Here is a 24768-nt window from a genome sequence, read left to right on the forward strand (position 1 = left end):
ACGCTCAGTGGTTCAGGTGACAGCGTTTGACGAATTGCTCAATAGCGTTGCGTTCGCCGGCTTGGGTCGGGATCGACACAGTGGCGACGCTGCCGTCATTGAGGTGGATAGCCGCCTCCGACTCAAACTGCAGCCCTGCTGGAGCCGCCGTGGCGTGGGTGACGCCGTAGACATTCGCTTGGCTCAATAACTGCTTGAGACTCATGGCGATTCTCCTTGAGGCTTATTTGCTCGATGGTTCAGGGTTTTTCAGGCTAGCGTTTTGCACTTGCAGAGTTGGCGTTTGTGCCGCTTTGCTGGAGCTGCTGGGCGCGTAGTTGTAGTGGCTGTTGGTGTAGTAGGTGGAGGCGGTGGCAAGGCTGGCGATAAAAGCGAAATTAGTCATGATTGAGTTCCTCTGTGAGCAAGGGCGCAGTGCCCGTTGACCAAATACTCTGCCCGTCAGCTGTCTTACAGAAGTGAAAGGGGCTTATGGTGACTATCAAGCTCACTGATATTGACCAGCGGTCGCTCAACATGGCGCTTTGTCGCTTGCCTTGCAGGGCTCAAGCAGGCACGCTGCCCCCATATTCCCCCGCACCTTGCGCCAGAGGTAACCGCCGTTATGCCGTTGCAGATATGCATCCTGGAAACTGATGTACTTCGCCCCGAACTGGTTGATCAGTACGACAGCTATGGGCAAATGTTCCAGCGCTTGTTTGCCCGTCAGCCGATTGCCGCCGAGTTCAAAAAGTACAACGTCATGCAAGGTGACTATCCGCCGGCCAGCGAACGTTACGATGCCTATCTTGTGACCGGCAGCAAAGCCGATTCCTTTGGTCCCGAGCTGTGGATTCAAAACCTCAAAGCCTATCTGCTGGAGCTGTACCAGCGCGGTGAGAAGCTGCTCGGCGTATGTTTTGGCCATCAGCTTTTGGCTTTGCTTCTCGGTGGTCATACCGAGCGTGCCGCTAAGGGCTGGGGCGTGGGTATTCATCACTATGAATTAGCCAACAAGCCCGCTTGGCTGAGCCCGGAGCTGTCTGATCTGACCTTGCTGATCAGTCATCAGGACCAAGTGACCAAACTGCCGGATAACGCCACCCTGCTGGCGCGCAGTGAGTTCTGCCCGATTGCCTCTTACTACATCGGTGATCAGGTTCTGTGCTTCCAGGGGCACCCTGAGTTTGAGCCGAGCTATTCCAAGGCCTTACTCGATGCCCGTCAGCAACATATTGGCGAGCCGGCCTACAGCAAGGCGGTGGATAGCCTGCACCAGGCTCACCAAGGCCTCATCGTAGCGGAATGGATAATGCGTTTTGTGGCGCAGGGGCGCAGTGGATTGGCCCACTAGCCAGAGCCAACTTTTAAGCCCTATCGACACCCCGCCCAGCATGCTCGGCGGGGTGTTTGCATTGCAGCGGCCGATGACTGATTGGGTCAATTGCGGCGAGCGCATGGGTCATTGAGGCTGGTGCATGCCCGGGCCTAACCTGCGGGTCGATTCCAGCCAAGGACGTACTGCCATGCACCGGACGATCTTCGACACTGAGCATCAACTGTTCCGTGACGCCTTCAGTAGTTTTCTGCACAAAGAGGTGCTGCCCCATCAGGCGCAATGGGAGCGCGATGGTGTGGTCAGCCGGGAGGTCTGGCGTAAGGCCGGCAGCATGGGTTTTCTACTGCCGTGGGCGGATGAGCAGTATGGCGGTGCAGGGCTTAAGGACTTCCGCTACGAGCAGATCATGTGCGAGGAGTTGGCCAAGATTAACGAGTCTGGCTTTATGTTGCCGCTGCACTCGGCGCTGTGTGGGCCCTATATCGCTGAATATGGCAACGCTGAGCAAAAAGCCCGGCTGCTGCCGGGGATTATCAGCGGCGAGCTGATTCTGGCGGTGGCCATGACTGAGCCCAGTGCCGGTTCAGATTTGGCCGGCATGCGCACCACGGCCGTGGAGCAGGATGATCATTACCTGCTCAATGGCTCCAAGGTGTTTATTTCCAACGGCCATCTGGCCGATGTGGTGATAGTCGCGGCCAAGACTGACCCGGCCAACAAGCACGCCATGGGCTTGTTTTTGGTTGAGCGCGATATGCCTGGTTTTGAACGCGGGCAAAAGCTTGAGAAGCTGGGGATGAAGAGTCAGGACACCTCCGAGCTGTTTTTCAACAACGTCAAAGTGCCGAAAAGCAATGTGCTCGGCGATGCCAAGGGCGGCTTCTTCTACCTGATGAATATGCTTGCCCAAGAGCGCCTGACCAACGCCTGCGGTGCTGTCGCTGGGGCCGAGGCCGCGCTGCAAACCACCATCGATTATGTGCGTGAGCGCAAGGCCTTTGGCCGGCCCATCGGCCACTTCCAAAACACCCGCTTCAAGCTCGCGCAAATGCGCACCGAGATCGATGTGGCGCAGGTGTTTGTTGATCGCTGCGTGCAGGATCACAACGAGAAAAAACTCACTCCGGAGGTGGCCGCCGAAGCCAAGTTATTCACCACTGAGCTGCTCGGCCGGGTGGTCGATGAAGGCGTGCAGCTACACGGCGGCTGGGGTTATATGTGGGAGTACCCGATCTGCAAGATGTACGCGAATGCGCGGATTCAGCGGATCTTCGCCGGCACCTCGGAAATTATGAAAGAGATCATCAGCCGTGGCATGAAGCTCTAAGGCTGTGATCGCTTAGCGCCGTGTACTGCCGACAGCATCACCCCGATGGTGCGGTTTACCGGTCTAAGCTTAAGACCTCTAAGAAGAACAATAATGGTGAGACATACCATGAGCGAGCTACTGCCTTTACAGCGTTTCACGCAGTGGGTGGAAACCCGGGCCGATAAGGTCTGGTTGAGTCAGCCGGTCGATGGCAAGTGGCACGACCTGACCTGGGCCGAGGTCGATGATCAGGTTCGGCGTATGGCCAGTGCGCTGCGCGCCTTGGGTTGCGTGCCAGGGGATCGGGTCGCGCTGCTATCGAAGAACTGCGCGCAGTGGATTATTGCCGACTTAGCCATCATGGCTGCGGGTCTGGTTAGCGTGCCGCTGTACCCCTTGCAGTCGGCGCAAAGCATTGAATATGTGCTCACGCACAGCGCGGCCAAGGCGATCTTCCTCGGCAAGCTGGATGAGGCCGACAAGCTCGTCGCGGGCATCCCCGAGCAGGTTATACGCATCGCCATGCCGTATCCGACGCTGCCCAGTCAGTATGCTTGGGATGCTCTGTTGGCAGCCCATCAGCCGCTTGCGCAAGTGCATCAGCAACAGCCGGATGGGCTGCTGAGTATCCTCTACACCTCAGGCACCACCGGCCAGCCCAAGGGCGTGATGTTGTCGGCGCAGGCCTTTGCCTGGGCTGGCACGCAGTCGGTCAGGGAGCTGAAGATTACCGAACATGAGCAGTATTTTTCCTACTTGCCGCTGTCCCATGCGGCCGAGCGGGTGTTGGTGGAAGTCAGTGCACTGTATAGCGGTGGGCGGATTGCCTTTGTTGAGTCGTTGGCGACCTTTGCCATCGATTTAAAGCATGTGCGGCCGACCATTTTCTTCTCGGTGCCTAGGCTGTGGACGCGCTTTCAGCAGGGGGTGCTGGAGAAGCTGCCGCAGGCTAAGTTGCAGCGTTTACTGCGCCTGCCGTTAATCGGCAAGTTGGTGGCGCGCAAGATTCGTCAGGGCCTGGGCCTGGATCGTGCGCGCTTTCTGGTCAGTGGTGCGGCGCCGATTCCGCGCAGTCTGGTGCAGTGGTACGCGCAAATCGGCATGCCGATTTGTGAAGGCTATGGCATGACTGAACACCTGGCCTACGGCTGCTTTAACCGACCGGGTGCGCAGCGCGTAGGGACTGTGGGTAAGCCTATGCCGGGGCTGGAGTTACGCTTAGGCGAAGACGGCGAAATCCTGCTGCGCTGTCCGAGCTTGATGCAGGGCTATTACCTCGATCCTGAGCAAACCGCGCAAACCATCCGCGACGGCTGGCTGCACACCGGCGATCTTGGCCAGGTCGACGCCGACGGTTTTGTCAGCATCACCGGGCGGGTCAAGGACATCTTCAAAACCAGCAAGGGTAAATACATCGCGCCGGCGCCGATTGAAGGGGCGATCGCCAAGAACCTGCTGGTCGAGCAGGTCTGCTTGCTCGGCAGCCATCTTAATCAACCCATGGCGCTGCTCGAATTGACTCCCGCGGCCCGTGAGTTGCCTCGCGCACAAGTCGAGGCGTCGTTGCTCGCCACGCTTGAGGCGCTGAATGCCGATTTGCTGCCCAATGAGCGCGTCAGTCATATGCTGTTGGTGCGTGAGCCCTGGACGGTGGACAACGGCTGCATGACGCCGACCATGAAGATTCGCCGTAATGTCCTCGAACAACGTTTTGCCCAGGAGCCCGGCGTGCTGGATAGCAGCCAGGCGGTGCGCTGGCAGGAATAAACCGTTTCTGATGTTAAGGAGTTGCCATGAGTGGCCCGCTGTCCTCACTGAAAGTTCTCGATTTTTCCACCTTGCTGCCGGGGCCATTTGCTTCGTTACTTTTGGCTGACATGGGCGCCGAGGTGTTGCGCGTAGAGTCGCCCACTCGGGTGGATCTGGTCCGAGTATTGCCGCCCTATGCTGCCGGTGTGTCCACCAGCCATGCTTATCTCAACCGCAATAAGCGCGGCATCGCCCTGGACCTTAAACAGCCCGCAGCGGTGCAGTTGGTCAAGCAGCTGGTGGCCGAGTACGACATCGTGCTGGAGCAGTTTCGCCCGGGGGTGATGGATAAGCTGGGAGTGGGCTATGAGGCGCTTAAGGCGATCAACCCCAAGCTGATTTATGTCTCCATCACCGGCTACGGGCAAACCGGGCCGTATAAGGACCGCGCCGGTCACGACCTCAATTACCTGGCCCTGTCGGGGTTGGCCAGCTACACCGGGCGCAGCGACAGCGGGCCACTGCCGCTGGGGATTCAAGCTGCGGACATTGCCGGCGGCTCGCTGTATGGCGTGATTGGCCTGCTGGCTGCGGTTATCCAACGCCAGGTGACGGGGCAGGGGGCACATGTCGACATCAGCATGACCGACTGTGTGTTCAGCCTGCATGCCATGTCTGGTGCCGGCTACCTTGGTGCCGGGGTGGAACCGGGCATGCAAAATCAGGTGCTCAATGGCGGTAGCTTTTACGATTACTACCGCACCCGCGACGGTCGTTGGTTTGCCGTGGGCAGTCTCGAGCCGCAGTTTATGCAGCAGTTCTGCGCGGCATTGGGCCGGCCGGAATTAGCCGCTCGCGGTTTGTCGCAAAAGCCTGAGGATCAGCAGGCGCTCAAGCGCGAGATCGAGATCGAAATTGAGAAGCGTGATTTTCTAGAGTGGAGCGAAGTTTTTGCGGCCATCGATGCCTGTGTCGAGCCCATGCTCAACCTCAGCGAGGCAGTGCAGCATCCGCAACTGCAAGCACGCGGTGTGGTCACCCAGGTACCGTTGACAGATGGGCGCAGCCAGGCGCAGATCGCCTGCCCGTTGAAATTCTCCACGCCACTACCTGCGCCGCGACATATCGGCGCGGCGCTCGGCGCCCATACCGCTGAAGTGCTGGCTGAGCTGGGCTACAGCCCTGAGCAGATTGAGCAACTGCGGGCGCAGCGAGTTATTGCCTGATGCCCGGCGGGCACCTAGTGCTCGCCAAAGCCAGTGTTTTGCGGCATAAGCGTGCTTTGTATGCCCCTATTGGGGGCCTTGGGAAAAGAGGCTTATGTATCACGGTGAACGGTTTAACGCGTGGACACACTTAGTCGGCGCGGTGTTGGCTTTGGCGGGGGGCATCTTGCTGGTGGTGTTAGCCAGCTTGCAGGGAGATGTAAGCAAGATCGTCGGGGTGAGTATTTATGCCGCCACCCTGGTGTTGCTGTACAGCGTGTCGACGGTCTATCACAGCCTGCGTGGGCGGGCCAAAGTGATCATGCGCAAGATGGATCACTTGTCGATTTATCTGCTGATTGCGGGCAGTTACACCCCGTTCTGCTTGGTCTCGTTACACGGCGCATGGGGCTGGTGGCTGTTCGGGATCGTCTGGACCCTGGCGGTGATTGGCATGCTGCAGGAAATCAAACCGCGCTCCGAAGCGCGCCTGTTGTCGATCTTTATCTACGCAGTGATGGGCTGGATCGTCCTGGTCGCGGTCAAGCCCTTGCTGGCTGCGTTGGGCACGGCAGGGTTTATCTGGTTAGCCGGCGGCGGTGCGCTGTACACCATCGGCATTATTTTCTTCGCCTATGACAGTCGTTTCCGTCACTGGCATGGCATCTGGCATCTGTTCGTGATGGGCGGCAGTGTGATGCACTACGTCGCCATACTGCACTACGTGTTGTAGTGCAGCAGGCCGTCGCAGGGCTTAGCCGAGCATGCGCGGCAGCGCGTCAGTGGCAGGTGTGCGGCGATGCCAGAGGGTCAGCACGATATGACCGACGACCAACACCAGCAGGGTCCAACCCAGCAGGCTGTGGAAGTTGCCACCCAGATCGACCATCCACTTGTGGCTGGCCTGCGGAGTGGCTGCCATCACCTGTACGCCAAAGGCTTCAAAGGCGCGGCCCGAGCCGTACTGGCGGAGCAACCCAAGGCCCGGTACGGCCAACATCAACAGATACAGGGCCAGGTGCCCGAGGCTCGCGCCCAAGCTCAGTGGTGCAGGGCGGCGATTGCGGCTCAGCAGCGCCCAGATCACCCGCAACAGCACGGCGATAAACAGCAATAAGCCCACTGGCTTATGGGTGGTCCACAGGAAATTGTCCACGGCCGACTCATTAAAGAATTTGTGCGCTAAGGCGCTGCTGAAAATCCAGGCAAAACCAAGTGCCATCAACCAATGCAGGGCACGGCTGAGGCTGTCATAACGTTGCGGGCGTTGCGGTTGTGTCAGGCTGGTCATTGTTGACTCTCTTTTTGCGGGGTTACTCAAGGCGATGTTCGCCAGTGAAGCTCAATGTCGCTTTGCAGCGCCGGCAGTAATAACGCCGGCCCTTGGCGACCAGGGCATGACGCTGCGCGGAAAAGGGAAATTCGCCGGGCTCACAGGCGCAGCGGTAAATAAATCGGCTGACTTGGCGGCGCTCGACGGCATAGGAATGACAGCGGTGCGGCGGCAGTTCATAGACGCCACGCATAATCAGTTGCCACTCTTCGCCATGGGGCTGAATACGTGGGCCGAACAGGTGGTGGGCGACCATATGCGCGACTTCATGGGCCACGGTCTGGCGCAGAAAATCATCGAGGTTGGCGCGATACAGCTGCAGATTAAAGCGCAGCTTGTTTTCGCTCAGATGGGCCACGCCGGCTTTTTGCCCGCGCAATTTGAAGCACACTTGCGGGCGGGGGAAGGGTTGTTTGAAGAAGGCCTCGGCTTGTAAGTAGCACTCTTCAACGCGGCGTTGGATCTGATCTGGCATGGCGGTCGTAATACTCCAATGGCCACGATTATGCCCAATCCGCTGTCTGCCCGCAGCCCAAAAACAACGAAACCACCGCTAGGTGGTTTCGTTTTGTTTCGCCTAAAGGCGTGTGCCTAGCTGGTATAAACCGGGCCGATGCCCAGCTCCCAAAGCAGGATCGAGCTGGCGATCATCGCCACCAACAGCACCAAACCCACCGCCAGCACGGAGCTGGAGAACATAAAGCCTTCGTCCTGAGGGATGTTCATAAAGGAGGGAATGCCTACATAGAGCAGGTACACCGTGTAGCTAATGGCTGCGGTGCCGACCAGCATAGCCAACCACAGGTGCGGATAGAGCGCCGCTAGACCACCGACAAACAACGGCGTGGCGTTATACGCCGAGAACACGATGCATTGGCTGAGACTCGGACTGGCGTGATAGGTGCGCGACATCCAATGGATAAACGCGCCCATCAAGGCAACGCCGGCGAGCATGGCCAAGTAAGTCATAAAGGTGAGTTGCAGGGCGCTGGCTTCGGTCAACATCACCGGTGCCCGACCACCAATTGACCAACCGACTTGGGTGGTGCCGATATAAGCAGAGATTGCGGGGATAGCCGCGAGAATTAACACATGGGTGAGATACATGTGGCTGATACTTTCTTCTTCGCCACGGATTTCCTGCCATTCCTGGTCAGGATGGGCGAACAGCCCCCAGACGTGATGGATCATGCCAGACCTCCTGTTGTTATGACGGTCGCCCCCGACGCAGCGCCTGATGAGCATCACCAGCAGCATCCGGTGCCAAGCCTATTTACTGCGACCGTATGCCGCAGTATAAGCGCGCAAGCCTCGGCTGGCCTGGGTCCTTTAGAGCGAATCGGACTCTCAATTACCTTGGTAATAGCGTTCCAGAACTTCCATGGCCTTGTTAATCGCCTGTAACCGCGTAGTGCTGCCGCCTCGGTCAGGATGATGCTGACTGACCAGTTGTCGGTAACGCAGCTTGATCTGGCTGTATCGCAGCTGCGGATCATCCGTCATTTCAAACACTTCCAGCGCCGCGTGGCGTTCACTGCGGTTGGGCTGCTGGCTATAAAAACTCTGCAGCAGGTCCTGCACGTCCTGCTCGGTGGTAACTTGCAGTTGCTCCGCATCCAAGTAGTAACTGCGCAGTGGATCTTGCTCGCTGAGTTCAGCGCTACCGGCTTGATAAGGCAGCAGGCAAATGTTCAGGGCACTGATATGCAGGGTCGCGCTTTGCTGCGCCCACAGCTGGTCGCGCAATTGGTAGAGGGCGTTAAACACTTGGAAGTGGCTGCGGAATAAGTCCAGTGGGTCGTGCAGCGGCATGTCCAGCTCATGCTGCTGTTTGAGCTGCTGAATCAGCTCGTACTCACTGAGCCCCTGCGGTGCGTTTTGCAGCAGTTGCAGCAGAAGCTCCGCCAGTTTGGGCGGGGGTTGCTTGATAGGGTTCATCCCGCCAGCCTAGCATTTGATCAGCAATGGGGTAGGGCAGGCGCCGCTTTGTGAGTAAAATGCCGCACTTTCGTCAGCATCCGGACACCATCGCACCATGGGCACCCTCTCGGTCAATCAAAACAAACTGCAAAAACGCCTGCGCCGCCTGGCCGGCGAAGCCATTGGCGATTTCAATATGATCGAGGATGGCGACAAGGTCATGGTCTGCCTGTCCGGCGGTAAAGACAGCTACACCATGCTCGATGTGCTGCTGCATCTGCAGAAAGTGGCACCGATCCAGTTCGAGATCGTCGCGGTCAACATGGACCAAAAGCAGCCTGGCTTTCCTGAGCACGTGCTGCCGGCCTACCTTGAATCGATTGGCGTGCCTTACCACATCATCGAAAAAGACACGTATTCGGTGGTGAAGGAAAAGATTCCCGAAGGCAAAACCACCTGTTCGCTGTGCTCGCGTCTGCGCCGCGGCACCCTGTACACCTACGCCGATGAAATTGGCGCGACCAAAATGGCGCTGGGGCATCACCGCGACGATATTCTGGAAACCTTCTTCCTCAATATGTTCTACGGCGGCACCCTCAAGGCCATGCCCCCGAAGCTACGCGCCGATGACGGGCGTAACGTCGTGATCCGCCCGCTGGCCTATTGCAGCGAGAGCGATATCGAGGCTTACAGCCGCATGAAGGAATTCCCGATCATCCCGTGCAACCTCTGCGGCAGTCAGGAAAACCTGCAGCGCCAAGTGGTCAAAGAGATGCTGCAAGAGTGGGAACGTAAAACGCCGGGGCGTACCGAGGTGATGTTCCGCGCCTTGCAAAACGTGGTGCCGTCGCAGTTGGCCGACCGCAATCTGTTCGACTTCCAGAGCTTGAAGATCGATGAGAACGCCACCCCGCGTTTTCTCGATGTGATGAATCTGTAATCGCTTAAGGACTCGCTGATGCGCGACTACCAATGGCTGTATGAGTACTGCCTGAATCGTTTCGGTTCGCCGCAAGCCCTTGAGGCGCATCTGCCGCAGCCGCGTAGCGCCGCCGAGTTGCGCGCCATCAGCGATGACCGCTATCTGTCGACCATGAGCCTGCGCATCTTCCGCGCCGGCCTGAAGCACAGCCTGGTGGATGCCAAGTGGCCGGCCTTTGAGCAGGCCTTCTTTGGCTTTGATCCCGAGAAGGTGGTGCTGATCGGCGCTGAGCGTTTAGAAGGCATGATGCAGAACACCGCCTTGATCCGTCATTTGGGCAAGCTCAAGAGCGTGCCGCGTAATGCCCAGTTCATCTTGGATGTGCAGCAGGAGCGGGGCAGCTTCGGTGCGCTGATCGCCGAGTGGCCACTGACCGACATCGTCGGCTTATGGAAATACCTGGCCAAGCACGCCAGCCAGCTCGGTGGCCTGTCGGCGCCACGCTTTTTACGCATGGTCGGCAAAGACACCTTTATCCCCACCGATGACCTGGTGGCGGCGCTAAAGGCGCAGCAGATCATCGATAAGGCCCCCACCAGCTTGCGTGATCTGGCCACCGTGCAGGCGGCCTTTAACCAATGGCACGCCGAGAGCGGACGGCCGCTGTGTCAGCTGTCGTTGATGCTGGCGCACACGGTTAATCATTAATGCAGGTGCGGGCTTATGCAGCAGTCACTGCTACGGGTGGTGGCGCAGCTTAAGCGCGCCCAACGTATCCTCATCATCACCGGCGCCGGACTCTCGGCGGATTCCGGTTTGCCCACCTATCGCGGCCTGGGCGGCCTGTACAACGGCCACACGGCCGAGGGCTTGCCGATTGAGGCGGCTTTGTCGGGCGGCATGCTGCAGAGCGATCCGGCCCTGTGTTGGAAATATCTGGCACAGCTGGCTGGGGCTTGTCTGCAGGCGCGACCAAACGCCGCACACATGGCCATCGCTCGGCTGCAAAAACTAAAACCAGAGTGCTGGGTGCTGACGCAAAACATTGATGGCTATCATCGTGCCGCAGGTAGCCCAGCTGAGCGCCTGATTGAGATTCATGGCCAATTGACGCCTCTGTTTTGCCTGGACTGCGCCGCCGAGGATGGCGATCTGCCTGCGCATTTGACGGCGCCTATGCCGCCACGCTGTCGTCACTGCCAAGGCCTGCTGCGCCCACCGGTGGTGCTGTTTGGCGAGATGCTCGGGGAAGATTCGGTGGCGCGTTTACAGGGCGAAATGGCCAAAGGTTTTGAGCTGGTGATCTGCGTCGGCACCAGTGCGAGCTTTCCTTATATTGTCGAACCATTAATAAGGACGAAGCAGAGGGGCGGCTTCACCGTGGAGATCAATCCAGAGCGATCAGCTATAAGCGCCCAGGTGGATATCCGGATTGGAACGAAAGCCTTAGATGCAATTCCAGCACTAGTAAGTCACCTTTAGATCAATAGAATTTGCAAATGTGGGTTATAGAAGGCATAGTCCACCCTTCTTTCCAAATTAACCGACACGGTCGTGCCCATGCTAAAGCGTCTCGCACCCCTCGTGCCTATTGCACTTACCTTGGCTCTCGCCGCCTGCGCGAGCCATGCACCGCAAGTAGAACTCGAAGAAGTTCAGGCTACGGTTTTCCCTCCTGCTGTGCTGGCTGAGCCAGATGAACCAGAGGAGGCTATTGAACAAGACGCCGCTATTGGCGACTTCACCGAAGAAAAATCCTACAAACTGCCTCAGCTGGCGGACAGCATCCTCAACCATGGCTTGTCCTTGGTGGGTACGCGCTACCGCTTCGGTGGTGGTTCGGCCAGCACCGGCTTCGACTGCAGTGGCTTTATCGGCTATCTGTTTAAAGAAGAAGCCGGCATGAAACTGCCGCGTTCGACCCGCGAAATGATCAACATCAAGGCACCGCTGGTGGCTCGTGGTGATCTGAAGCCGGGCGACTTGCTGTTCTTCAGCACTGCAGGCCGTGGTCGGGTAAGTCACGCCGGTATCTATATGGGGGATGATCAGTTCATCCACTCCTCCAGCAGCAGAAGTGGTGGCGTGCGCGTCGACAACCTCGGTGACCGTTACTGGAAGCGCACCTTCATTGAAGCCAAGCGCGTTTTGGCCATGGCGCCTAGCGACGCGGTCGCTCAGCATCCCTAAGCCGTATTCACGCTAGACCCTAACGCCCGAGCTTGCTCGGGCGTTTTTGTTTGCGCTTCATAAATATCTTTCCTATCCTTATCAGATACTTACCGGATAAAGCTAAAGCTAATGCTTGCACTGGACTATTGATGCGCGCACAGTAGCCGGATTCAAGCTCAGGATGGGCTCGCCAATGTCACTAGTAATTCGCTTGACCCTTATCGTGCTGGCCGCGCAACTCGCCGCTTGCTCCAGCCAGCCTCCCGCGCCAGTTAAAGCTCCGCCGCGGGTCGTCAAAGCCCCGAGCATGGGCCACGGCGGCGCCAATGATGTGTTGTTCAGCGCTTTAGGCTTGGTCGGCACGCCTTATCGGTGGGGTGGTAATACCCCGGATAGCGGTTTTGATTGCAGTGGCCTGATTGGCTACGTGTACCGCGATGCTGCCGGCATCAGCCTGCCGCGCACGACTCGGGAAATGATCAAGATCGGTGCGCCGAGTGTGGGCCGCGATGCCCTGCAAAGCGGTGATCTGGTGTTCTTCGCCACCAGTGGCGGTCATCAGGTCAGCCATGCGGGGATCTATGTCGGCGAAGGGCGTTTTGTGCATGCGCCTTCCAGCGGCGGCACCGTGCGCCTGGATAGCCTGAGCAACAAGTACTGGCAGCGCGCCTACCTCAACGCCAAACGGGTATTTAGCCCGGAGCTGGCGCGTAACCCTTAACTCATTCGCTAAGCCCCGAGCTACAGAGCGCCTGCCGTCACAGGCGAGCTTGGGGCGGTTTAGCCAGTTCATCCACGCTTGTCCGTGATCGGGTTTGACCCTTGTTCGACAAGGCTCTACCCTGCGCCCCTTGCTACAGGTGCCCAAGGCTTTGGCCGCAGGGTGAAACTGGGAAGTCGCTAACGGCGACGCTGCCCCCGCAACGGTTATTGAGTGAGCCCCTTGGCATAACCCAGGCGCGCTGCTTAGAAGCCCGGAGACCGGCCTGTGCGACACCACGACATCGCGGCGGGCTGTGTCTGGCGCTTGTAGGCCGTTAAGGCCCCTGAGTGCTGCTGGCGCCGCTGCGGTTATTTGCGCTGCGGAGTCCCTTGATGATCCCTGTTCGTTACCCCCTGTCTGCACTCGGCCCTGTTAGCGCATGAGTCAGCATGCCTTTACTGCCGAGCAGCGCGCCGGGGTCTACCGTGCCATCGCCCAGCGCCGGGATATGCGCCACTTTGCCGGTGGCGAAGTGGCGCCCGAGCTGCTCGCGCGTCTGCTTGAAGCCGCCCATCAAGCGCCCAGTGTCGGCCTGATGCAACCCTGGCGGTTTATCCGAATTACCGACGCGCCACTGCGCAGCGCGATCCACGCTTTAGTCGAAGACGAACGCGTGCGCACCGCCGAAGCGCTGGGCCAGCGCAGCGATGAGTTTATGCGCTTAAAAGTCGAAGGCGTGCGCGACTGCGCTGAGTTACTGGTGGTGGCGCTGACCGAGCAGCGTGAGGCGCATATCTTTGGTCGGCGCACCTTGCCGGAGATGGATATGGCTTCGGTGTCCTGCGCCATCCAAAACCTTTGGCTGGCGGCCCGCGCCGAAGGCTTGGGCATGGGTTGGGTGTCGCTGTTTGAGCCGCAGGCCTTGGCCGATTTGCTCGGTATGCCAGCTGGCGCCAAACCCTTAGCGGTGCTGTGCTTGGGCCCGGTCACTGAGTTTTATGCGCAGCCCATGCTGATCGAGGAGGGCTGGGCGCAGCCGCGGCCTTTGGCTGAGTTAATTGCAGAAAATCAATGGCCCACGTCTTAGCTTCGGGCCGCTTCAAGGGGCAAGGTGATCAGCATGTATGAGCTTATTCTCGGTGGCGCCCGCTCGGGCAAAAGCCGCCTGGCCGAGCGCTTAGCCAGCGAATCGAATCTGCGCGTGCGATATATCGCCACTGCCGAGGCCTTGGATGGCGAGATGCAGGCGCGCATCGACCACCATCAACAATCCCGTCCGGCGCATTGGCAGCTGATTGAAGAGCCCTTGGCGCTGGCCCGCGTGCTACGTGAGCACGCCAGCCCTGAGCACTGCCTGTTGGTCGACTGCCTCACTCTTTGGCTGAGCAACTTGTTGCTGTTGGACGACGAGGCGCGCCTGCAAGGCGAGCTGAAGCAGTTACTCGACTGCCTGGTGGATTTGCCCGGGCGGATCATTTTAGTCAGTAACGAAACCGGCTTAGGCGTGGTGCCCATGGGTGAGCTAACCCGGCGTTATGTCGATCAAGCCGGTTGGTTGCATCAGGCCCTGGCTGAGCATTGCCAGCGCGTCGTGTTCTGTGTGGCCGGTTTACCTATGGTCCTGAAAGGAGCTGCGTTATGAGCCAGTCGTGGTGGCAAGCGCCTTGCCAAGTTGCCGATGAGGCAGTGCGTGAGCGTGCCCTGGCGCGTCAGCAGCAATTGACCAAGCCCACCGGCGCTCTGGGGCAGTTAGAGGCTTTGGCGGTGCAGTTGGCGGCGCTGCAAGGCCGCGAGCGGCCGAGCATCGAGCAGGTGCATATCAGTATTTTTGCGGGCGACCATGGGGTGGTGGCCGAAGGGGTTTCGGCCTATCCGCAGGCGGTGACCGTGCAGATGTTGAGTAATTTTGTCGGCGGCGGCGCGGCCATCAGCGTGCTGGCTAAGCAGCTTGGTGCCAGTCTAGAAGTGCTGGATCTGGGGACGGTCGAGCAAGGGCAGAGCTTGCCCGGCGTACAGCGCCTGCAGTTGGGCCCCGGCACTGCCAACTTTAGCCAGGGCCCGGCGATGGGCGCTGCCCAGCTTGCGGCGGCCTTGGCCGCTGGCCGCGATAGTGTGTTGGGCGCTAAAGCCCAGGGCTGTCAGCTGTTTATTGGTGGCGAGATGGGCATCGGCAATACCACCGCGGCGGCGGCGCTGGCCTGTTGGCTGCTGAAGTGCCCGGCGCTGGACTTAGCTGGCCCAGGCACGGGGTTAGGCCGGGCAGGGGTACAGCATAAAGCCCAAGTGGTGGAGGCGGCGCTGGCGCTGCATCACGGGCAGATCCAAACTCCTATCCAAGCGTTGCAGTATTTCGGCGGTTTTGAGATTGCTGCCTTAACCGGCGCCTATCTGGCTTGCGCTCAGCAGGGTGTGGTGGCGCTGGTGGATGGCTTTATCTGTAGCGTCGCGGCGTTATTTGCAGTGCAGCTTAATCCGGCCTGTCACGCTTGGCTGCTGTTCGCCCACAGTGGCGCCGAACCCGGCCATCAGCGCGTTTTACAGGCCCTTAAGGCACAGCCGCTGCTGGATTTAGGCCTGCGCCTAGGTGAAGGCAGTGGCGCGGCGCTGGCCGTGCCTCTGCTGCGGCTGGCGTGCAGCCTGCACAATGACATGGCCACCTTCGCTGAGGCGGCAGTGGCGGATCGTCCAGCATGAGCGTGCAGCTTGAGTTAATCCGTCATGGCGTCACCGAATTGGGTGGTGGCCTGCGCGGCAGCCTGGACGATGCCCTGACAGAGGAAGGGTGGGCGCAGCTGCGTAGCGCTGTGGCTGACGGCAGCCGTTGGGATCGTCTAATCAGTTCACCCTTACAGCGCTGCGCACGCTTTGCCGAAGAGCTGGCGGCGCAGCATGACGTGCCACTGGAGTTCGAGCCTGATTTACGGGAGCTGCATTTTGGCCAGTGGGAAGGCCTGACCAGCGCGCAACTGATGCGCAGTGACGCTGCCGCCCTTGGCCAATTCTGGTCCGATCCCTATGGCTTCACTCCGCCTGCGGCTGAGCCGCTGTTGGCCTTCGAGGCGCGCGTGCTGGCCGCCGTGCAGCGCTTGCAGCAGCGCTATGCCGGGCAACGGCTGTTGGTGGTGACCCATGGTGGGGTGATCCGCTTGCTGCTGACCCGCGCCCGTGGTCTGCCGCGCGGAGACTTGCTGCAAGTGGCGGTGGCCCATGCCCAGCGCTTTGTAATCAGCTGTGATGCTGCTGGCCAGCTACGGGAGCAGCCATGACGGCGTGGTGGATCGCCTTGCAGTTTCTGACTCGTCTGCCGGTGACTCTGGGGGCAATGCCGAGCGCACAGCAGATAGGGCGCTCGTTGCTGTTTTATCCCGCAGTCGGTCTGCTGATTGGCGCCTTGCTGTGCTTGGGCCAATGGCTGCTGGGCGATACCGCGCTGGTGTTGCAGGCGGCGCTGCTCTTGACCCTGTGGGTCGGCATCAGTGGCGGTCTGCATCTGGACGGCCTGGCTGACAGTGCGGACGCCTGGGTTGGCGGCTTTGCCGATAAAGCGCGCACCTTAGAAATCATGAAAGATCCGCGCAGCGGTCCGATCGCCGTAGTGGTGTTGGTGCTGTTGCTCTTGCTGAAATTCTCCGCCTTATGGGTGTTGTTACAGCAGGGCCACGGCCTGTACTTGCTACTGGTGCCGTGGCTGGCGCGCTGTCTGATGCCGCTGTTGTTTCTGACGACGCCCTATGTGCGCGCCGGCGGATTAGGGCAGGCCTTGGCTGAGCATATGCCCAGGCGCCAGTTGCCCTGGCTGTTGGCAGTGAATGCCGGGCTGATGTTGTTATTTGGTGTGCCGGGGCTGCTGGCGATTTTGGTTGGCGCTGCGGTTTTTATGCTGCTGCGCCGGGCCATGCTTAAGCGTCTTGAGGGCTGCACTGGCGATACGGCTGGGGCTTTACTAGAGGTGGTGGAGTGCTCTGTACTGCTGGTTTTGGCCTGTTATTAAGGGCTAACTGTAACTTGCCAGAAACACCGTCAGTCGGCAGTCTAGCGCCTCTTTAAACACACCTGAGCAGTAGCGCGAGGCGCCATGAGAACGTCGGCTAACAGCATCTTTGGGTTACTGCTTGGCAGTTCGCTGATTTTGGCGCTGTCCTTGGGCGTGCGGCATGGCTTTGGTCTGTTCTTGCCGCCGATGAGTCTGGAGTTTGGCTGGGGGCGCGAGGTCTTCGCCTTCGCCATCGCCCTGCAGAACCTGATCTGGGGCTTGGCCCAGCCCTTTACTGGCGCCTTTGCCGACCGTTTTGGCCCGCGCAAGGCGGTGATCATCGGTGGTGTGCTGTATGCCGTAGGCTTGTTGTGCATGGCTTACGCCGATACCCCGGGCAGCTTGTCGCTCAGTGCTGGTTTATTGATCGGTATTGGCCTGTCCGGCACCTCGTTTTCAGTGATTCTTGGCGTGGTGGGCCGCGCGGTCAGCCTGGAAAAACGCAGCATGGCCATGGGTATTGCGGCGGCGGCCGGCTCCTTCGGCCAGTTCGCCATGCTCCCCGGCACCTTGGGCTTGATCAGCACTTTGGGTTGGTCGCTGGCATTGTTAGTGTTGGCTGTGTTGGTGGGGCTGATCGTGCCGCTGGCGCGCATGATTAGTGAGCCGGCGCAGGTCAGTCACGGTCCGGCTCAGAGCTTGCGCGAGGCCTTGGTGGAGGCCTGTCGTCACCCCGGTTTTTGCCTGCTGGCCTTGGGCTTTTTTGTCTGCGGCTTCCAGGTGGTGTTTATCGGCGTGCACCTGCCGGCCTATTTAGTTGATCAGCATCTGCCGGCCATGGCCGGGACCACGGTATTAGCCTTGGTTGGCCTGTTTAATATCTTTGGCACCTATATCGCCGGTTGGCTGGGCGGGCGCTGGAGTAAGCCACGCCTGCTCAGCGCCTTGTATCTGGCGCGGGGCGTGGTGATTGTGCTGTTCTTGTGGATGCCGCTGTCGTTGTGGACGGCTTATGCCTTTGGCATCGCCATGGGCCTGCTGTGGTTGTCGACGGTGCCGTTGACCAATGGCACGGTGGCCAGCGTGTTTGGCGTGCGTAATTTGTCTATGCTGGGTGGCATCGTATTCTTGTTCCATCAGTTGGGAGCCTTCCTGGGCGGCTGGCTCGGTGGTTACCTGTATGACCATACCGGCAGCTATGATTTAGTCTGGTATATCTCCATCGGTTTGAGCCTGGTCGCGGCCTTACTCAATTGGCCGGTCAGCGAGCAACCGGTAGCACGTCTGCAGCAGGTGAATACATGAGCAAGGAATATCGCTGGCAGGCTGTCTTGGCATTTGTTGGTGCTTTGCTGCTGGGGCTCGCTTGGTGGGGCTGGGGGCAGAGCGGGCTGGCGTTTCTACACTTAGGTATTGGTTTGTGCTGAGCATGAGGACGAAATAATGCGCGCACTGTTCTGGGCTGCATGCTTAATCACCACGGCTCTGTGCGGCACCGCTCAAGCCAATGAGTGCCCGCCGTTGCTGCAAGGCCAGGTGGCTAAGCTGCGCAGCAACGAATCCATCGATTTATGCCAAGCCTATGCCGGCAAGCCGCTTTTGGTGGTCAATACCGCCAGCTTCTGTGGCTTTAGCAAGCAATTCACCGGTCTTGAGGCGCTGTATCAGCGCTACAAGGGCCAAGGCTTGGAAGTGTTGGGGGTACCCTCCGATGACTTTCGCCAAGAGGCCGATAGCAGCGAGGAAACCGCCAAGGTCTGCTACGTCAATTACGGTGTGACGTTCACCATGACTGCTGCGCAAGCGGTGCGTGGTGACGATGCGCTGCCGTTGTTCAAAGTATTGGCCGAGCAAAGTAAGGCACCGCGCTGGAACTTCTACAAATACGTGGTGGATCGCCGGGGGCAGGTGATCGCGAGCTTTTCCAGTCTGACCAAACCGGATGATCCTGAGTTAATCGCCGCGATTGAGCAGGCCATTGCCAGCCAACCCTGAGCCTTCGCTCACCCATCTGGGCGATAGTGGTCGTCGATTTGCTCGCCATACTCAGGATGCTGCCAACTGCGCACTGAGTCATTGTGTGGGCTTTTAACCGGGCCGCCGGACGGTGCATAACAACAAATAGCCCGAGGATTGGGCAATGAATTTCGATTGCCGCGAGGCATTGCTGCTGACCCAATTACGTTTGGGTTACGCGCGTTTGGGGTTTATCCCTGACCTAGAGCCCGAGTTCGCCAAGGCGCAGCTCCAGCAAGTGCTTGAGCGCTTGCCGCTGATTACTTGGACTGTCTTGCTGTTACAGGCCGTGTTCCTGTTTTTGGAGTGGCTGTTGCAGCCGCTGGAAACCAGTTCGGCGCTGTTGCCTCTTCGCCTGTTGGCCATATTCAGTGCCCTTGGCGCGTTATGGTATTGCCGCAGTAGTAGTCATCCCGCACCTACAATCTTGCGCGTTTATGTGTCGGCCTACGCTATTCATGGTCTGTGCATGAGCGTGTTGGTGCATATCAGTTGGCTGTATGGCGGCCAGCAGGATTACGACTGCCTGTTCCTGGTCATGATGTTTGGCTACCTGTGGCTGGGTGGGCCTTTGCTAATGGTGAGTCTGTCGTCTTTGTTGTTTTGCGCTGTGTTTGTCGGGCTCTACCCGCTGATGGGCTGGGACTTAAATGCAGGCATGCTGTACGAGGCGATTTTTCTCTTTGGCGCCAATGTGATTGGCACCATTGGCGCTTATTCACGGGAATACGAGCAGCGCAAGGCTTGGCTCAATACCCAGTTACTCGATCTGGCCCGGCTGCGCGCTGAGGATGACGACGGGCGCAAGCTGCGTCTGCTGGCGGCGGCCAGTCATGATTTGCGCCAACCACTGAATGCCATGGGCCTATACGTTGAGCATTTGCTGGAGCACAACCAAGACCCTAGCGTGCGGCATATCAGTCAGCGTTTGGCGGTCGCAGTGGAGCAGCTTGGGCGGCTGATGTTGTCGTTGCTGGATTTCACCCGTTTGACCTTGCCCGATGGCGTGCGCCCGCAAATCGAGCACTTCGCCCTGCGGCCGCTGTTGCTGCGCTTAAGTCATGAGGCGCAGGCTCAGGCCAAGAGCCAGGGTATCGAGTTGCAACTGCAATGCTCCGATCTGTGGGTGCACAGCGATCCCTTATTGCTCGAGCGGGTACTGCGCAATTTGCTCATCAATGCCCTGTTGCATGCCCAGGCTAAACGGGTGTGGCTGTACGCCGGGAAGAACGACGACGGCGAGGTGGAGGTGGAGGTGGGCGACGATGGCCGGGGGCTGGCCGAAGATGAGCAGGTGCTGGTGTTTGAGGAGTTTCGCCAGCTGAATAACCCCGGACGCAAGGCCGAGCGTGGGCTGGGGCTGGGTTTGGCGATCGTTGATCAGCTGCTTCAGGCGCTGGGTCATCGCCTGCAATTGCATTCGGAGCCGGGTCACGGTGCGCGCTTTGTGGTGCAACTGCCCGTTGGTAAAAGTGCCCAGCATCCAGTGCCTGCGGCCAAGCCCCGGCCATTACAGGGGCGTGTGCTGTTGATTGAGGATGATGTCGACAGCCTCAATGCGCTGACCACGTTGTTGCAGGGCTGGGGCTGCCATGTGTGGGCCTGCAGAACGTTGGCTGAAGCCCAGGTGGTGTTTGAGCAGTCGCAGGCACAAGTGCTGATCAGTGATTTTCGCTTGGCTGAGGACAATGACGGGTTGTTCGCTATTCGTGCTTTGCGTGAGCGCGGTGGTGCCGAGATCCCGGCCTTATTGGTCAGTGCCGATGTCAGCGTGCAATTGCAGGCACGCTGTGTCGAGGAGTCGGTGACGTTATTGGCCAAGCCGTTATTGCCGGCACGGTTGCAGCAAACCTTGGTGGTTTTACTGGGTGTGCACCGTCCCGCTACAGCCAGCCCCGTTCCCGGGCAGCACTGACGCAGGCGGTGCGGTTGTGCACCTTAAGTTCATGGAACAGCAGCTTGAGATGGGTCTTGACCGTGTCGGGGGAGACCCCCAGCTCACGGCTAATCGATTTATTCGGTAAGCCGTTGGCCAGTAACTGCAGGATCTGTTGCTGACGCAGGCTTAGGGGCGATTGGTTGGCCGGCGGGGCGGGCAGGGCTTCACCTAGCAAAATCTGCTTTAAGGCTTGCCTGAGCGCCTCACCGCGGGTGCCTTTGGATATATAACCCAAGGCGCCTGCAGTGATGGCCGCTTGCACATCGCTGTTGGAGTCGCTGGCGCTCAATACCGCCACGGGAACCATCAAGCCTCGTTCTTGCCAGTTGCGCAGCAAAGCCAAGCCGCTGATATCGGGGAGGCCGAGATCAAGCAGGATCAGGTCAATGTTGTGCTGGTTGAGGCAATCGTCCGCGGCAGCGGCCGATTCGGCGGTATGAATTTTTAGCTCAGGGCACAGGGGCGCCAAGGCTAAGCTCAAACCGTCGAGGAAAATTTGGTGATCATCAACGAGGAGCAAACTCAGTTGCTGTGGGAGCTCTTGATGAATGCTGTGCATCGTTTACCTCGATGGGCGTAGAGGGCTACGCCCATGAGTATAGAACAGCCTGCTAAGAGGCTTAGAAACGGTAAGTCAATTGGGCACCCAAACCATGGGCGCTGTTACGGAAGTCAGCACGATAGTCACCGGAGTCTACTTTAACTTTTTCCTCACGCAGGTAGGAGTAAGCAAGATCGACGGTGATGTCGTCGTTAGGACTCCACGCTGCACCGAGGCTGACGGCTTTGCGGTCACCGGTAGGCATACGCGCCGCGCGATCGGTGTTGTTGGTCGGCGATTGGTCGACGGCAAAACCGGTACGCAGGGTCCACTCCTTGTTCAGCTTGTAAGCAGCACCAATAGCATGGCTCCAAGTGTCATGCCAGTTTTGCTCTTCGGTGATGGTGGTCAGCGGGCCAGTGAGGAAGCCTTGCACGTCGTCGTTTTGTACCTTGATCTCTTGGAAGCGACTCCAGCGGGTCCAGGTACTGCCCGCATAGACAGTCCAGCGGTCGTTGATGTCGTGGGTCAAGGAGAAGTCCACCGACTCCGGAGTGGTCAAGCGCAACGAACCGTCGTACTTACCCGCTGAGGATTGGAAGATAAAACCACCGCCGTTCATAGTGGTATGGCCCTTGAGGCGATACTTGACCTTGGAGTGGTAAGTAATCCCGGCGCGAGTTTCTGGGGTGAACTCGTAGAGCATGCCGATGTTGTAGCCAACGGCGGTGTCATCGCCTTTAACCTTGACTTCGCCATCACCGGCCGAAGCAATCGGGTTTTTCACGGCGGAGGTCAGCTCACCATCGACGCGGTTGATGGTCGGACCAAAGCCAATAGAAAACTGCTCGTTAAAGCGATAGCTCAACGTTGGTTGCAGGGTCAGAACCTGCACCTGGCTTTTCTTGCCGTGGTAGCGGCCTTGGAAACTGCCTTCGTAGTCGGTCATCAGGCCAAACGGCACATACATGCCCAGGCCGAAGGTCCAGTCTTCGTTGAGCGGTTTGACGTAGTACCCCATTGGCACGCCGACCACTGGCACCATATCGCCGTGGTTGGTGCCGTTGTCGACGCCGCTGGCTTTGCTGATATCGGATTTGGCGAACAGTACCGCGGCGCCGACGCTGATTTGTTCGCGCTTGAGGCGCGACATCCCGGCAGGGTTGCTGGCAACTGTGGTGGCGTCATCTGCAGAGGAAGAACGGCCGGCAAACGAGGTGCCCATGCCGCTGATGCTTTGTTCATTAAGGGCGAAACCGCCTGCCATCGTTTGGCTGGCAGCGGTGGCAATAGCGATGGACAAACATGTTTTAACAATTTTGCGAGGCACGGCGAACTCCTTGTTTTTGTATGGGCGCTTGCTTGCTAGCAGCTAGACCCGAGAGGGCAGCGCTAGTTCCCGATCTAGAGCCGTTTCTTAGTCGGATAAGTAATATTTATACGGGGTAATAGCGCGTAGTACTTTAGGACTAAAGGTTAACGTCCTTAGCACTAAGAGTGGGTGTGATTTTGTCCCGCGCTGGTGTAAGCCTCTGGCTATTGTCGCAGCGCGGGAGCTAATCAGATGGCGTTACTCGCCGGTTGCGACCGGGCGGCTGGGGTCGTTAATCCACTCGCTCCAGGAGCCTGCGTAAAGTTTAGCCAAGGGGTAACCGGCCAGACTCAGAGCGAACAGGTTATGGCAGGCCGTGACGCCCGAACCGCAGTAAGCGACCACTTGGTCGGCAGGGCGCTGGCTGATTTGCCCAGCGAAGCGCTTGCGCAGGCGCTCGGCATCGAGGAAGTGTCCATTGCTGTCGAGGTTGTCACTGAACAGCGTGCACTTAGCTCCTGGGATATGGCCTGCCACCGGGTCGATCGGCTCGACTTCGCCTTTAAAACGGGCCAGGCCGCGGGCGTCGAGCAGGGTCAGTTGAGCATCGTGCAAACGCGCTTGCAGCTCGCTCGCGCTGATCAGCAGGCTGTTGTCCGGGGTGCCGACGAAATTGCCCGGCTGCACTGTCGGCTCATCTTGGGTGAGGGCGCCGCCAGCATCACGCCAGGCTTTAATGCCGCCATCGAGCAGATACACGCCGTCGCGCTTGCCCAGCCAGGTCAGCAACCACCAGGCACGGGCGGCAAAGGCGGTGGCGCCGTCGTCGTACAGCACCACGTTGCTGTGTTGATTGATGCCCCAAGCTTGGAGACGCTTGAGCAACTGTTCGGGGTTGGGCAAGGGATGGCGGCCGGTCACGCCTTTTTCGATGGGGCCGGACAGGTCACGGTCCAGATCAGCAAACTGCGCGCCAGGGATATGCCCTTCGGCATAGCTGCGTTGGCCATAGTGCGGATCTTCGAGGGCGAAGCGGCAGTCGAGAATAATCAGGTCAGGCTCGTCCAGGCGTTGTTGCAACTGGGCGGCAGTAAACAGTTGGGCGAGTGGCATGCCGGTCATCCTTTGGCCAGGTAAGTGGCAGCCATCATAACCCCAGTGGCGCGGCGGGATAAATCCGCGCGACCGGGGCCTGGCTTAACGGATTTTCAGCTTGCCGATGCGATCGTTATCGAGGCTGCCGAAATACAGGTAATCGCCCACGGGTTTGACCGAGGTGACCATGCGCAGGTGGCTGCCGCTGGTGTCGTGCAGGCTCTGGATGATTTGCCCTTGTTCATTTAGCGCAATGGCAAAGCCATAGGATTCCGCCTTGGGCCACAGGGCGCGGGGCAGCTTGGCCAGTTGCGCCTTGGCCCACGGCCAGCGGTGCAGCAAGTCAGCGTCGGCTTTGCGCGGTGTTGGCAGGGCGACCCAGAACGTGCCCTGGCGGTCGCCTTGCAGGTTGTCTGGTAGGCCTGGCAGGTTGTCGATAAAGATGTCGCTGCTGCCGGCCTTGTCGCCTTTGAGCCAATAACGGGTGATGCGATAGCGGTAGGTTTCATTGACCAGAACAAAGTCTTCCTGGCTCGACAGGGCCACGCCATTGGCGAAGTAGAGGTCTTTGAGCAGGACTTTGGTTTCACCCGTGGCCGGGTTGTAGCTGAGCAGGCGGCCGTGGGGGCGGGCCTCAAGCAGGTCGAGCAGATAGTCCGGCTGGGTGAAGCGGCTGCTGGCGTCGCTGAAGTAGATCAGGCCGTCGCTGGCGATATCCACGTCATCGGTGAACACGAAAGGCACGCCTTCGGCCTCTTTGCTCAGCACCTGGATTTTGCCGTCGGGAGCAATGCTCAGCAGGCCTTTATAAGCGTCGGCGACGATTAGGTTGCCTTGAGCATCAAAATCCATCCCCAATGGCCGACCCTGGGTGTCGGCAAAGGTCTCGACGCTACCATCGGTCTTAATCCGCAGCACTTGGCCGTTTTCGACCCCAGTGTAGATCCGGCCTTGGCTGTCGACGGCGGTGTCTTCGGGGCCGTGTACCTGACCACGGGCCAGCAACTCGGCCTTCATCAGGGTGTCATTAGGTTCAAGCGGGCCGCTCAGCACTGGCGCGGTGGGCGCCTCCCAGGCCAACGGATCAATCGGGCTGGGGGTGAAGAACAGATACAGCGCGGTGGCAAGCAAGGCAACTAGCAGCAGTCCTAGCAATTTACGCATTGTTATTATCTCTTTGGCGGCACATGGGCGTGTATTGATTGACCAGCTTACACAGCTCGGTGTCCTTTGCGCTGAGCACTGCTGAACAAATGTCAAT

28 protein-coding genes and 1 riboswitch are annotated in these 24768 nt (G+C 59.0%); of the genes, 18 read left to right on the forward strand and 10 right to left on the reverse strand.

What is annotated here, in order from left to right:
- Positions 1 to 4: 4 nt before the first annotated feature.
- Together ptrC and NTD81_RS03750 are read right to left on the reverse strand one after the other, a co-directional pair.
- The gene (ptrC, locus tag NTD81_RS03745; RefSeq protein ID WP_262179545.1) at positions 5 to 205 is read right to left on the reverse strand and encodes a type III secretion system co-regulatory protein PtrC; all 201 of its coding nucleotides are present in this window, start codon (positions 203 to 205) and stop codon (positions 5 to 7) included.
- A gap of 18 nt (positions 206 to 223) precedes the next feature.
- Positions 224 to 385 (reverse strand): hypothetical protein, encoded by a 162-nt coding sequence (locus NTD81_RS03750; RefSeq protein WP_262179546.1) that lies wholly within the window; start codon positions 383 to 385, stop codon positions 224 to 226.
- Positions 386 to 604: 219 nt separating this feature from the next.
- Between NTD81_RS03750 and NTD81_RS03755 the strand changes: the two genes are divergently transcribed.
- The 5 genes from NTD81_RS03755 (at position 605) to trhA (ending at position 6314) form a co-directional block, all read left to right on the forward strand.
- On the forward strand, positions 605 to 1333 hold the full coding sequence (locus NTD81_RS03755; protein WP_262179548.1) for an amidotransferase: 729 nt from the start codon (positions 605 to 607) through the stop codon (positions 1331 to 1333).
- Between the two features lie 172 nt (positions 1334 to 1505).
- Entirely contained in the window at positions 1506 to 2645 is a 1140-nt protein-coding gene (locus NTD81_RS03760; RefSeq protein ID WP_262179847.1) for an acyl-CoA dehydrogenase family protein, read from the forward strand.
- A 108-nt stretch (positions 2646 to 2753) separates the two neighbouring features.
- Positions 2754 to 4394: an AMP-binding protein gene (locus NTD81_RS03765; protein WP_262179550.1), complete on the forward strand. Its 1641-nt coding sequence runs from the start codon at positions 2754 to 2756 to the stop codon at positions 4392 to 4394.
- 26 nt (positions 4395 to 4420) lie between these two features.
- On the forward strand, positions 4421 to 5602 hold the full coding sequence (locus NTD81_RS03770) for a CaiB/BaiF CoA transferase family protein (RefSeq protein WP_262179553.1): 1182 nt from the start codon (positions 4421 to 4423) through the stop codon (positions 5600 to 5602).
- A 94-nt stretch (positions 5603 to 5696) separates the two neighbouring features.
- Positions 5697 to 6314: a PAQR family membrane homeostasis protein TrhA gene (gene trhA / locus NTD81_RS03775; protein WP_262179555.1), complete on the forward strand. Its 618-nt coding sequence runs from the start codon at positions 5697 to 5699 to the stop codon at positions 6312 to 6314.
- A 21-nt stretch (positions 6315 to 6335) separates the two neighbouring features.
- On the opposite strand, the gene NTD81_RS03780 is transcribed toward trhA, so the two are convergent.
- The 4 genes from NTD81_RS03780 to NTD81_RS03795 form a co-directional block, all read right to left on the reverse strand.
- The gene (locus NTD81_RS03780) at positions 6336 to 6872 is read right to left on the reverse strand and encodes a cytochrome b (protein ID WP_262179557.1); all 537 of its coding nucleotides are present in this window, start codon (positions 6870 to 6872) and stop codon (positions 6336 to 6338) included.
- Positions 6873 to 6894: 22 nt separating this feature from the next.
- Positions 6895 to 7389, reverse strand: a complete 495-nt coding sequence (locus NTD81_RS03785; protein ID WP_262179558.1) for a SprT family zinc-dependent metalloprotease — start codon at positions 7387 to 7389, stop codon at positions 6895 to 6897.
- Positions 7390 to 7505: 116 nt separating this feature from the next.
- Positions 7506 to 8105, reverse strand: coding sequence for a Yip1 family protein (locus NTD81_RS03790; protein WP_262179560.1), 600 nt, complete (start codon positions 8103 to 8105; stop codon positions 7506 to 7508).
- Between the two features lie 156 nt (positions 8106 to 8261).
- Positions 8262 to 8852 (reverse strand): DNA-J related domain-containing protein, encoded by a 591-nt coding sequence (locus tag NTD81_RS03795; protein ID WP_262179562.1) that lies wholly within the window; start codon positions 8850 to 8852, stop codon positions 8262 to 8264.
- Between the two features lie 97 nt (positions 8853 to 8949).
- Between NTD81_RS03795 and ttcA the strand changes: the two genes are divergently transcribed.
- The 13 genes from ttcA to NTD81_RS03860 all read left to right on the forward strand — a co-directional run bounded on the left by ttcA (position 8950) and on the right by NTD81_RS03860 (position 20535).
- The gene (ttcA, locus tag NTD81_RS03800) at positions 8950 to 9774 is read left to right on the forward strand and encodes a tRNA 2-thiocytidine(32) synthetase TtcA (RefSeq protein ID WP_262179564.1); all 825 of its coding nucleotides are present in this window, start codon (positions 8950 to 8952) and stop codon (positions 9772 to 9774) included.
- An 18-nt stretch (positions 9775 to 9792) separates the two neighbouring features.
- The gene (locus tag NTD81_RS03805) at positions 9793 to 10464 is read left to right on the forward strand and encodes a DNA-3-methyladenine glycosylase I (RefSeq protein WP_262179566.1); all 672 of its coding nucleotides are present in this window, start codon (positions 9793 to 9795) and stop codon (positions 10462 to 10464) included.
- Positions 10465 to 10479: 15 nt separating this feature from the next.
- The gene (locus NTD81_RS03810) at positions 10480 to 11238 is read left to right on the forward strand and encodes an NAD-dependent protein deacylase (protein WP_262179569.1); all 759 of its coding nucleotides are present in this window, start codon (positions 10480 to 10482) and stop codon (positions 11236 to 11238) included.
- A gap of 78 nt (positions 11239 to 11316) precedes the next feature.
- Positions 11317 to 11946 (forward strand): C40 family peptidase, encoded by a 630-nt coding sequence (locus tag NTD81_RS03815; protein WP_262179571.1) that lies wholly within the window; start codon positions 11317 to 11319, stop codon positions 11944 to 11946.
- A 175-nt stretch (positions 11947 to 12121) separates the two neighbouring features.
- Positions 12122 to 12649 (forward strand): C40 family peptidase, encoded by a 528-nt coding sequence (locus NTD81_RS03820; protein ID WP_262179573.1) that lies wholly within the window; start codon positions 12122 to 12124, stop codon positions 12647 to 12649.
- Positions 12650 to 12769: 120 nt separating this feature from the next.
- Positions 12770 to 12933, forward strand: a riboswitch (cobalamin riboswitch).
- A 137-nt stretch (positions 12934 to 13070) separates the two neighbouring features.
- Positions 13071 to 13718: a 5,6-dimethylbenzimidazole synthase gene (gene bluB / locus NTD81_RS03825; protein WP_262179575.1), complete on the forward strand. Its 648-nt coding sequence runs from the start codon at positions 13071 to 13073 to the stop codon at positions 13716 to 13718.
- Between the two features lie 33 nt (positions 13719 to 13751).
- On the forward strand, positions 13752 to 14273 hold the full coding sequence (gene cobU, locus NTD81_RS03830) for a bifunctional adenosylcobinamide kinase/adenosylcobinamide-phosphate guanylyltransferase (RefSeq protein WP_262179577.1): 522 nt from the start codon (positions 13752 to 13754) through the stop codon (positions 14271 to 14273).
- Positions 14270 to 15325, forward strand: a complete 1056-nt coding sequence (gene cobT, locus NTD81_RS03835; protein ID WP_262179579.1) for a nicotinate-nucleotide--dimethylbenzimidazole phosphoribosyltransferase — start codon at positions 14270 to 14272, stop codon at positions 15323 to 15325. Before cobU ends, cobT begins: the two co-directional genes overlap by 4 nt.
- Positions 15322 to 15897, forward strand: coding sequence for a histidine phosphatase family protein (locus NTD81_RS03840; protein ID WP_262179581.1), 576 nt, complete (start codon positions 15322 to 15324; stop codon positions 15895 to 15897). Before cobT ends, NTD81_RS03840 begins: the two co-directional genes overlap by 4 nt.
- Complete coding sequence (locus NTD81_RS03845) at positions 15894 to 16622, forward strand: adenosylcobinamide-GDP ribazoletransferase (protein WP_262179583.1); 729 nt, start codon at positions 15894 to 15896, stop codon at positions 16620 to 16622. Before NTD81_RS03840 ends, NTD81_RS03845 begins: the two co-directional genes overlap by 4 nt.
- An 84-nt stretch (positions 16623 to 16706) precedes the next feature.
- Positions 16707 to 17909: an MFS transporter gene (locus tag NTD81_RS03850; RefSeq protein ID WP_262179586.1), complete on the forward strand. Its 1203-nt coding sequence runs from the start codon at positions 16707 to 16709 to the stop codon at positions 17907 to 17909.
- 138 nt (positions 17910 to 18047) lie between these two features.
- Positions 18048 to 18599, forward strand: coding sequence for a glutathione peroxidase (locus NTD81_RS03855; RefSeq protein ID WP_262179588.1), 552 nt, complete (start codon positions 18048 to 18050; stop codon positions 18597 to 18599).
- 145 nt (positions 18600 to 18744) lie between these two features.
- Complete coding sequence (locus tag NTD81_RS03860) at positions 18745 to 20535, forward strand: hybrid sensor histidine kinase/response regulator (protein WP_262179591.1); 1791 nt, start codon at positions 18745 to 18747, stop codon at positions 20533 to 20535.
- On the opposite strand, the gene NTD81_RS03865 is transcribed toward NTD81_RS03860, so the two are convergent.
- The 4 genes from NTD81_RS03865 to NTD81_RS03880 form a co-directional block, all read right to left on the reverse strand.
- Positions 20504 to 21118 carry a response regulator gene (locus tag NTD81_RS03865; RefSeq protein WP_262179594.1) on the reverse strand — a complete coding sequence of 205 codons (615 nt, stop codon included), beginning with the start codon at positions 21116 to 21118 and terminating at the stop codon, positions 20504 to 20506. The two genes, NTD81_RS03860 and NTD81_RS03865, sit on opposite strands and share 32 nt — an antisense overlap.
- A 61-nt stretch (positions 21119 to 21179) precedes the next feature.
- A complete protein-coding gene (locus NTD81_RS03870; protein ID WP_262179596.1) occupies positions 21180 to 22430 on the reverse strand; it encodes an OmpP1/FadL family transporter in 1251 nt (416 codons plus the stop codon).
- 240 nt (positions 22431 to 22670) lie between these two features.
- The gene (locus NTD81_RS03875) at positions 22671 to 23525 is read right to left on the reverse strand and encodes a sulfurtransferase (RefSeq protein WP_262179602.1); all 855 of its coding nucleotides are present in this window, start codon (positions 23523 to 23525) and stop codon (positions 22671 to 22673) included.
- An 84-nt stretch (positions 23526 to 23609) separates the two neighbouring features.
- The gene (locus NTD81_RS03880) at positions 23610 to 24671 is read right to left on the reverse strand and encodes an SMP-30/gluconolactonase/LRE family protein (RefSeq protein ID WP_262179605.1); all 1062 of its coding nucleotides are present in this window, start codon (positions 24669 to 24671) and stop codon (positions 23610 to 23612) included.
- Positions 24672 to 24768 lie beyond the last annotated feature (97 nt).

This window comes from Pseudomonas sp. 5P_3.1_Bac2 (assembly GCF_025465995.1).
Classification (GTDB): Bacteria; Pseudomonadota; Gammaproteobacteria; order Pseudomonadales; family Pseudomonadaceae; genus Aquipseudomonas.

Bases quoted from the DNA above. Each gene is read 5' to 3' on its own strand.
- ptrC (WP_262179545.1), bottom strand. From the start codon at position 205: ATGAGTCTCAAGCAGTTATTGAGCCAAGCGAATGTCTACGGCGTCACC.
- NTD81_RS03750 (WP_262179546.1), bottom strand. From the start codon at position 385: ATGACTAATTTCGCTTTTATCGCCAGCCTTGCCACCGCCTCCACCTAC.
- NTD81_RS03755 (WP_262179548.1), top strand. From the start codon at position 605: ATGCCGTTGCAGATATGCATCCTGGAAACTGATGTACTTCGCCCCGAA.
- NTD81_RS03760 (WP_262179847.1), top strand. From the start codon at position 1,506: ATGCACCGGACGATCTTCGACACTGAGCATCAACTGTTCCGTGACGCC.
- NTD81_RS03765 (WP_262179550.1), top strand. From the start codon at position 2,754: ATGAGCGAGCTACTGCCTTTACAGCGTTTCACGCAGTGGGTGGAAACC.
- NTD81_RS03770 (WP_262179553.1), top strand. From the start codon at position 4,421: ATGAGTGGCCCGCTGTCCTCACTGAAAGTTCTCGATTTTTCCACCTTG.
- trhA (WP_262179555.1), top strand. From the start codon at position 5,697: ATGTATCACGGTGAACGGTTTAACGCGTGGACACACTTAGTCGGCGCG.
- NTD81_RS03780 (WP_262179557.1), bottom strand. From the start codon at position 6,872: ATGACCAGCCTGACACAACCGCAACGCCCGCAACGTTATGACAGCCTC.
- NTD81_RS03785 (WP_262179558.1), bottom strand. From the start codon at position 7,389: ATGCCAGATCAGATCCAACGCCGCGTTGAAGAGTGCTACTTACAAGCC.
- NTD81_RS03790 (WP_262179560.1), bottom strand. From the start codon at position 8,105: ATGATCCATCACGTCTGGGGGCTGTTCGCCCATCCTGACCAGGAATGG.
- NTD81_RS03795 (WP_262179562.1), bottom strand. From the start codon at position 8,852: ATGAACCCTATCAAGCAACCCCCGCCCAAACTGGCGGAGCTTCTGCTG.
- ttcA (WP_262179564.1), top strand. From the start codon at position 8,950: ATGGGCACCCTCTCGGTCAATCAAAACAAACTGCAAAAACGCCTGCGC.
- NTD81_RS03805 (WP_262179566.1), top strand. From the start codon at position 9,793: ATGCGCGACTACCAATGGCTGTATGAGTACTGCCTGAATCGTTTCGGT.
- NTD81_RS03810 (WP_262179569.1), top strand. From the start codon at position 10,480: ATGCAGCAGTCACTGCTACGGGTGGTGGCGCAGCTTAAGCGCGCCCAA.
- NTD81_RS03815 (WP_262179571.1), top strand. From the start codon at position 11,317: ATGCTAAAGCGTCTCGCACCCCTCGTGCCTATTGCACTTACCTTGGCT.
- NTD81_RS03820 (WP_262179573.1), top strand. From the start codon at position 12,122: ATGTCACTAGTAATTCGCTTGACCCTTATCGTGCTGGCCGCGCAACTC.
- bluB (WP_262179575.1), top strand. From the start codon at position 13,071: ATGAGTCAGCATGCCTTTACTGCCGAGCAGCGCGCCGGGGTCTACCGT.
- cobU (WP_262179577.1), top strand. From the start codon at position 13,752: ATGTATGAGCTTATTCTCGGTGGCGCCCGCTCGGGCAAAAGCCGCCTG.
- cobT (WP_262179579.1), top strand. From the start codon at position 14,270: ATGAGCCAGTCGTGGTGGCAAGCGCCTTGCCAAGTTGCCGATGAGGCA.
- NTD81_RS03840 (WP_262179581.1), top strand. From the start codon at position 15,322: ATGAGCGTGCAGCTTGAGTTAATCCGTCATGGCGTCACCGAATTGGGT.
- NTD81_RS03845 (WP_262179583.1), top strand. From the start codon at position 15,894: ATGACGGCGTGGTGGATCGCCTTGCAGTTTCTGACTCGTCTGCCGGTG.
- NTD81_RS03850 (WP_262179586.1), top strand. From the start codon at position 16,707: ATGAGAACGTCGGCTAACAGCATCTTTGGGTTACTGCTTGGCAGTTCG.
- NTD81_RS03855 (WP_262179588.1), top strand. From the start codon at position 18,048: ATGCGCGCACTGTTCTGGGCTGCATGCTTAATCACCACGGCTCTGTGC.
- NTD81_RS03860 (WP_262179591.1), top strand. From the start codon at position 18,745: ATGAATTTCGATTGCCGCGAGGCATTGCTGCTGACCCAATTACGTTTG.
- NTD81_RS03865 (WP_262179594.1), bottom strand. From the start codon at position 21,118: ATGCACAGCATTCATCAAGAGCTCCCACAGCAACTGAGTTTGCTCCTC.
- NTD81_RS03875 (WP_262179602.1), bottom strand. From the start codon at position 23,525: ATGCCACTCGCCCAACTGTTTACTGCCGCCCAGTTGCAACAACGCCTG.
- NTD81_RS03880 (WP_262179605.1), bottom strand. From the start codon at position 24,671: ATGCGTAAATTGCTAGGACTGCTGCTAGTTGCCTTGCTTGCCACCGCG.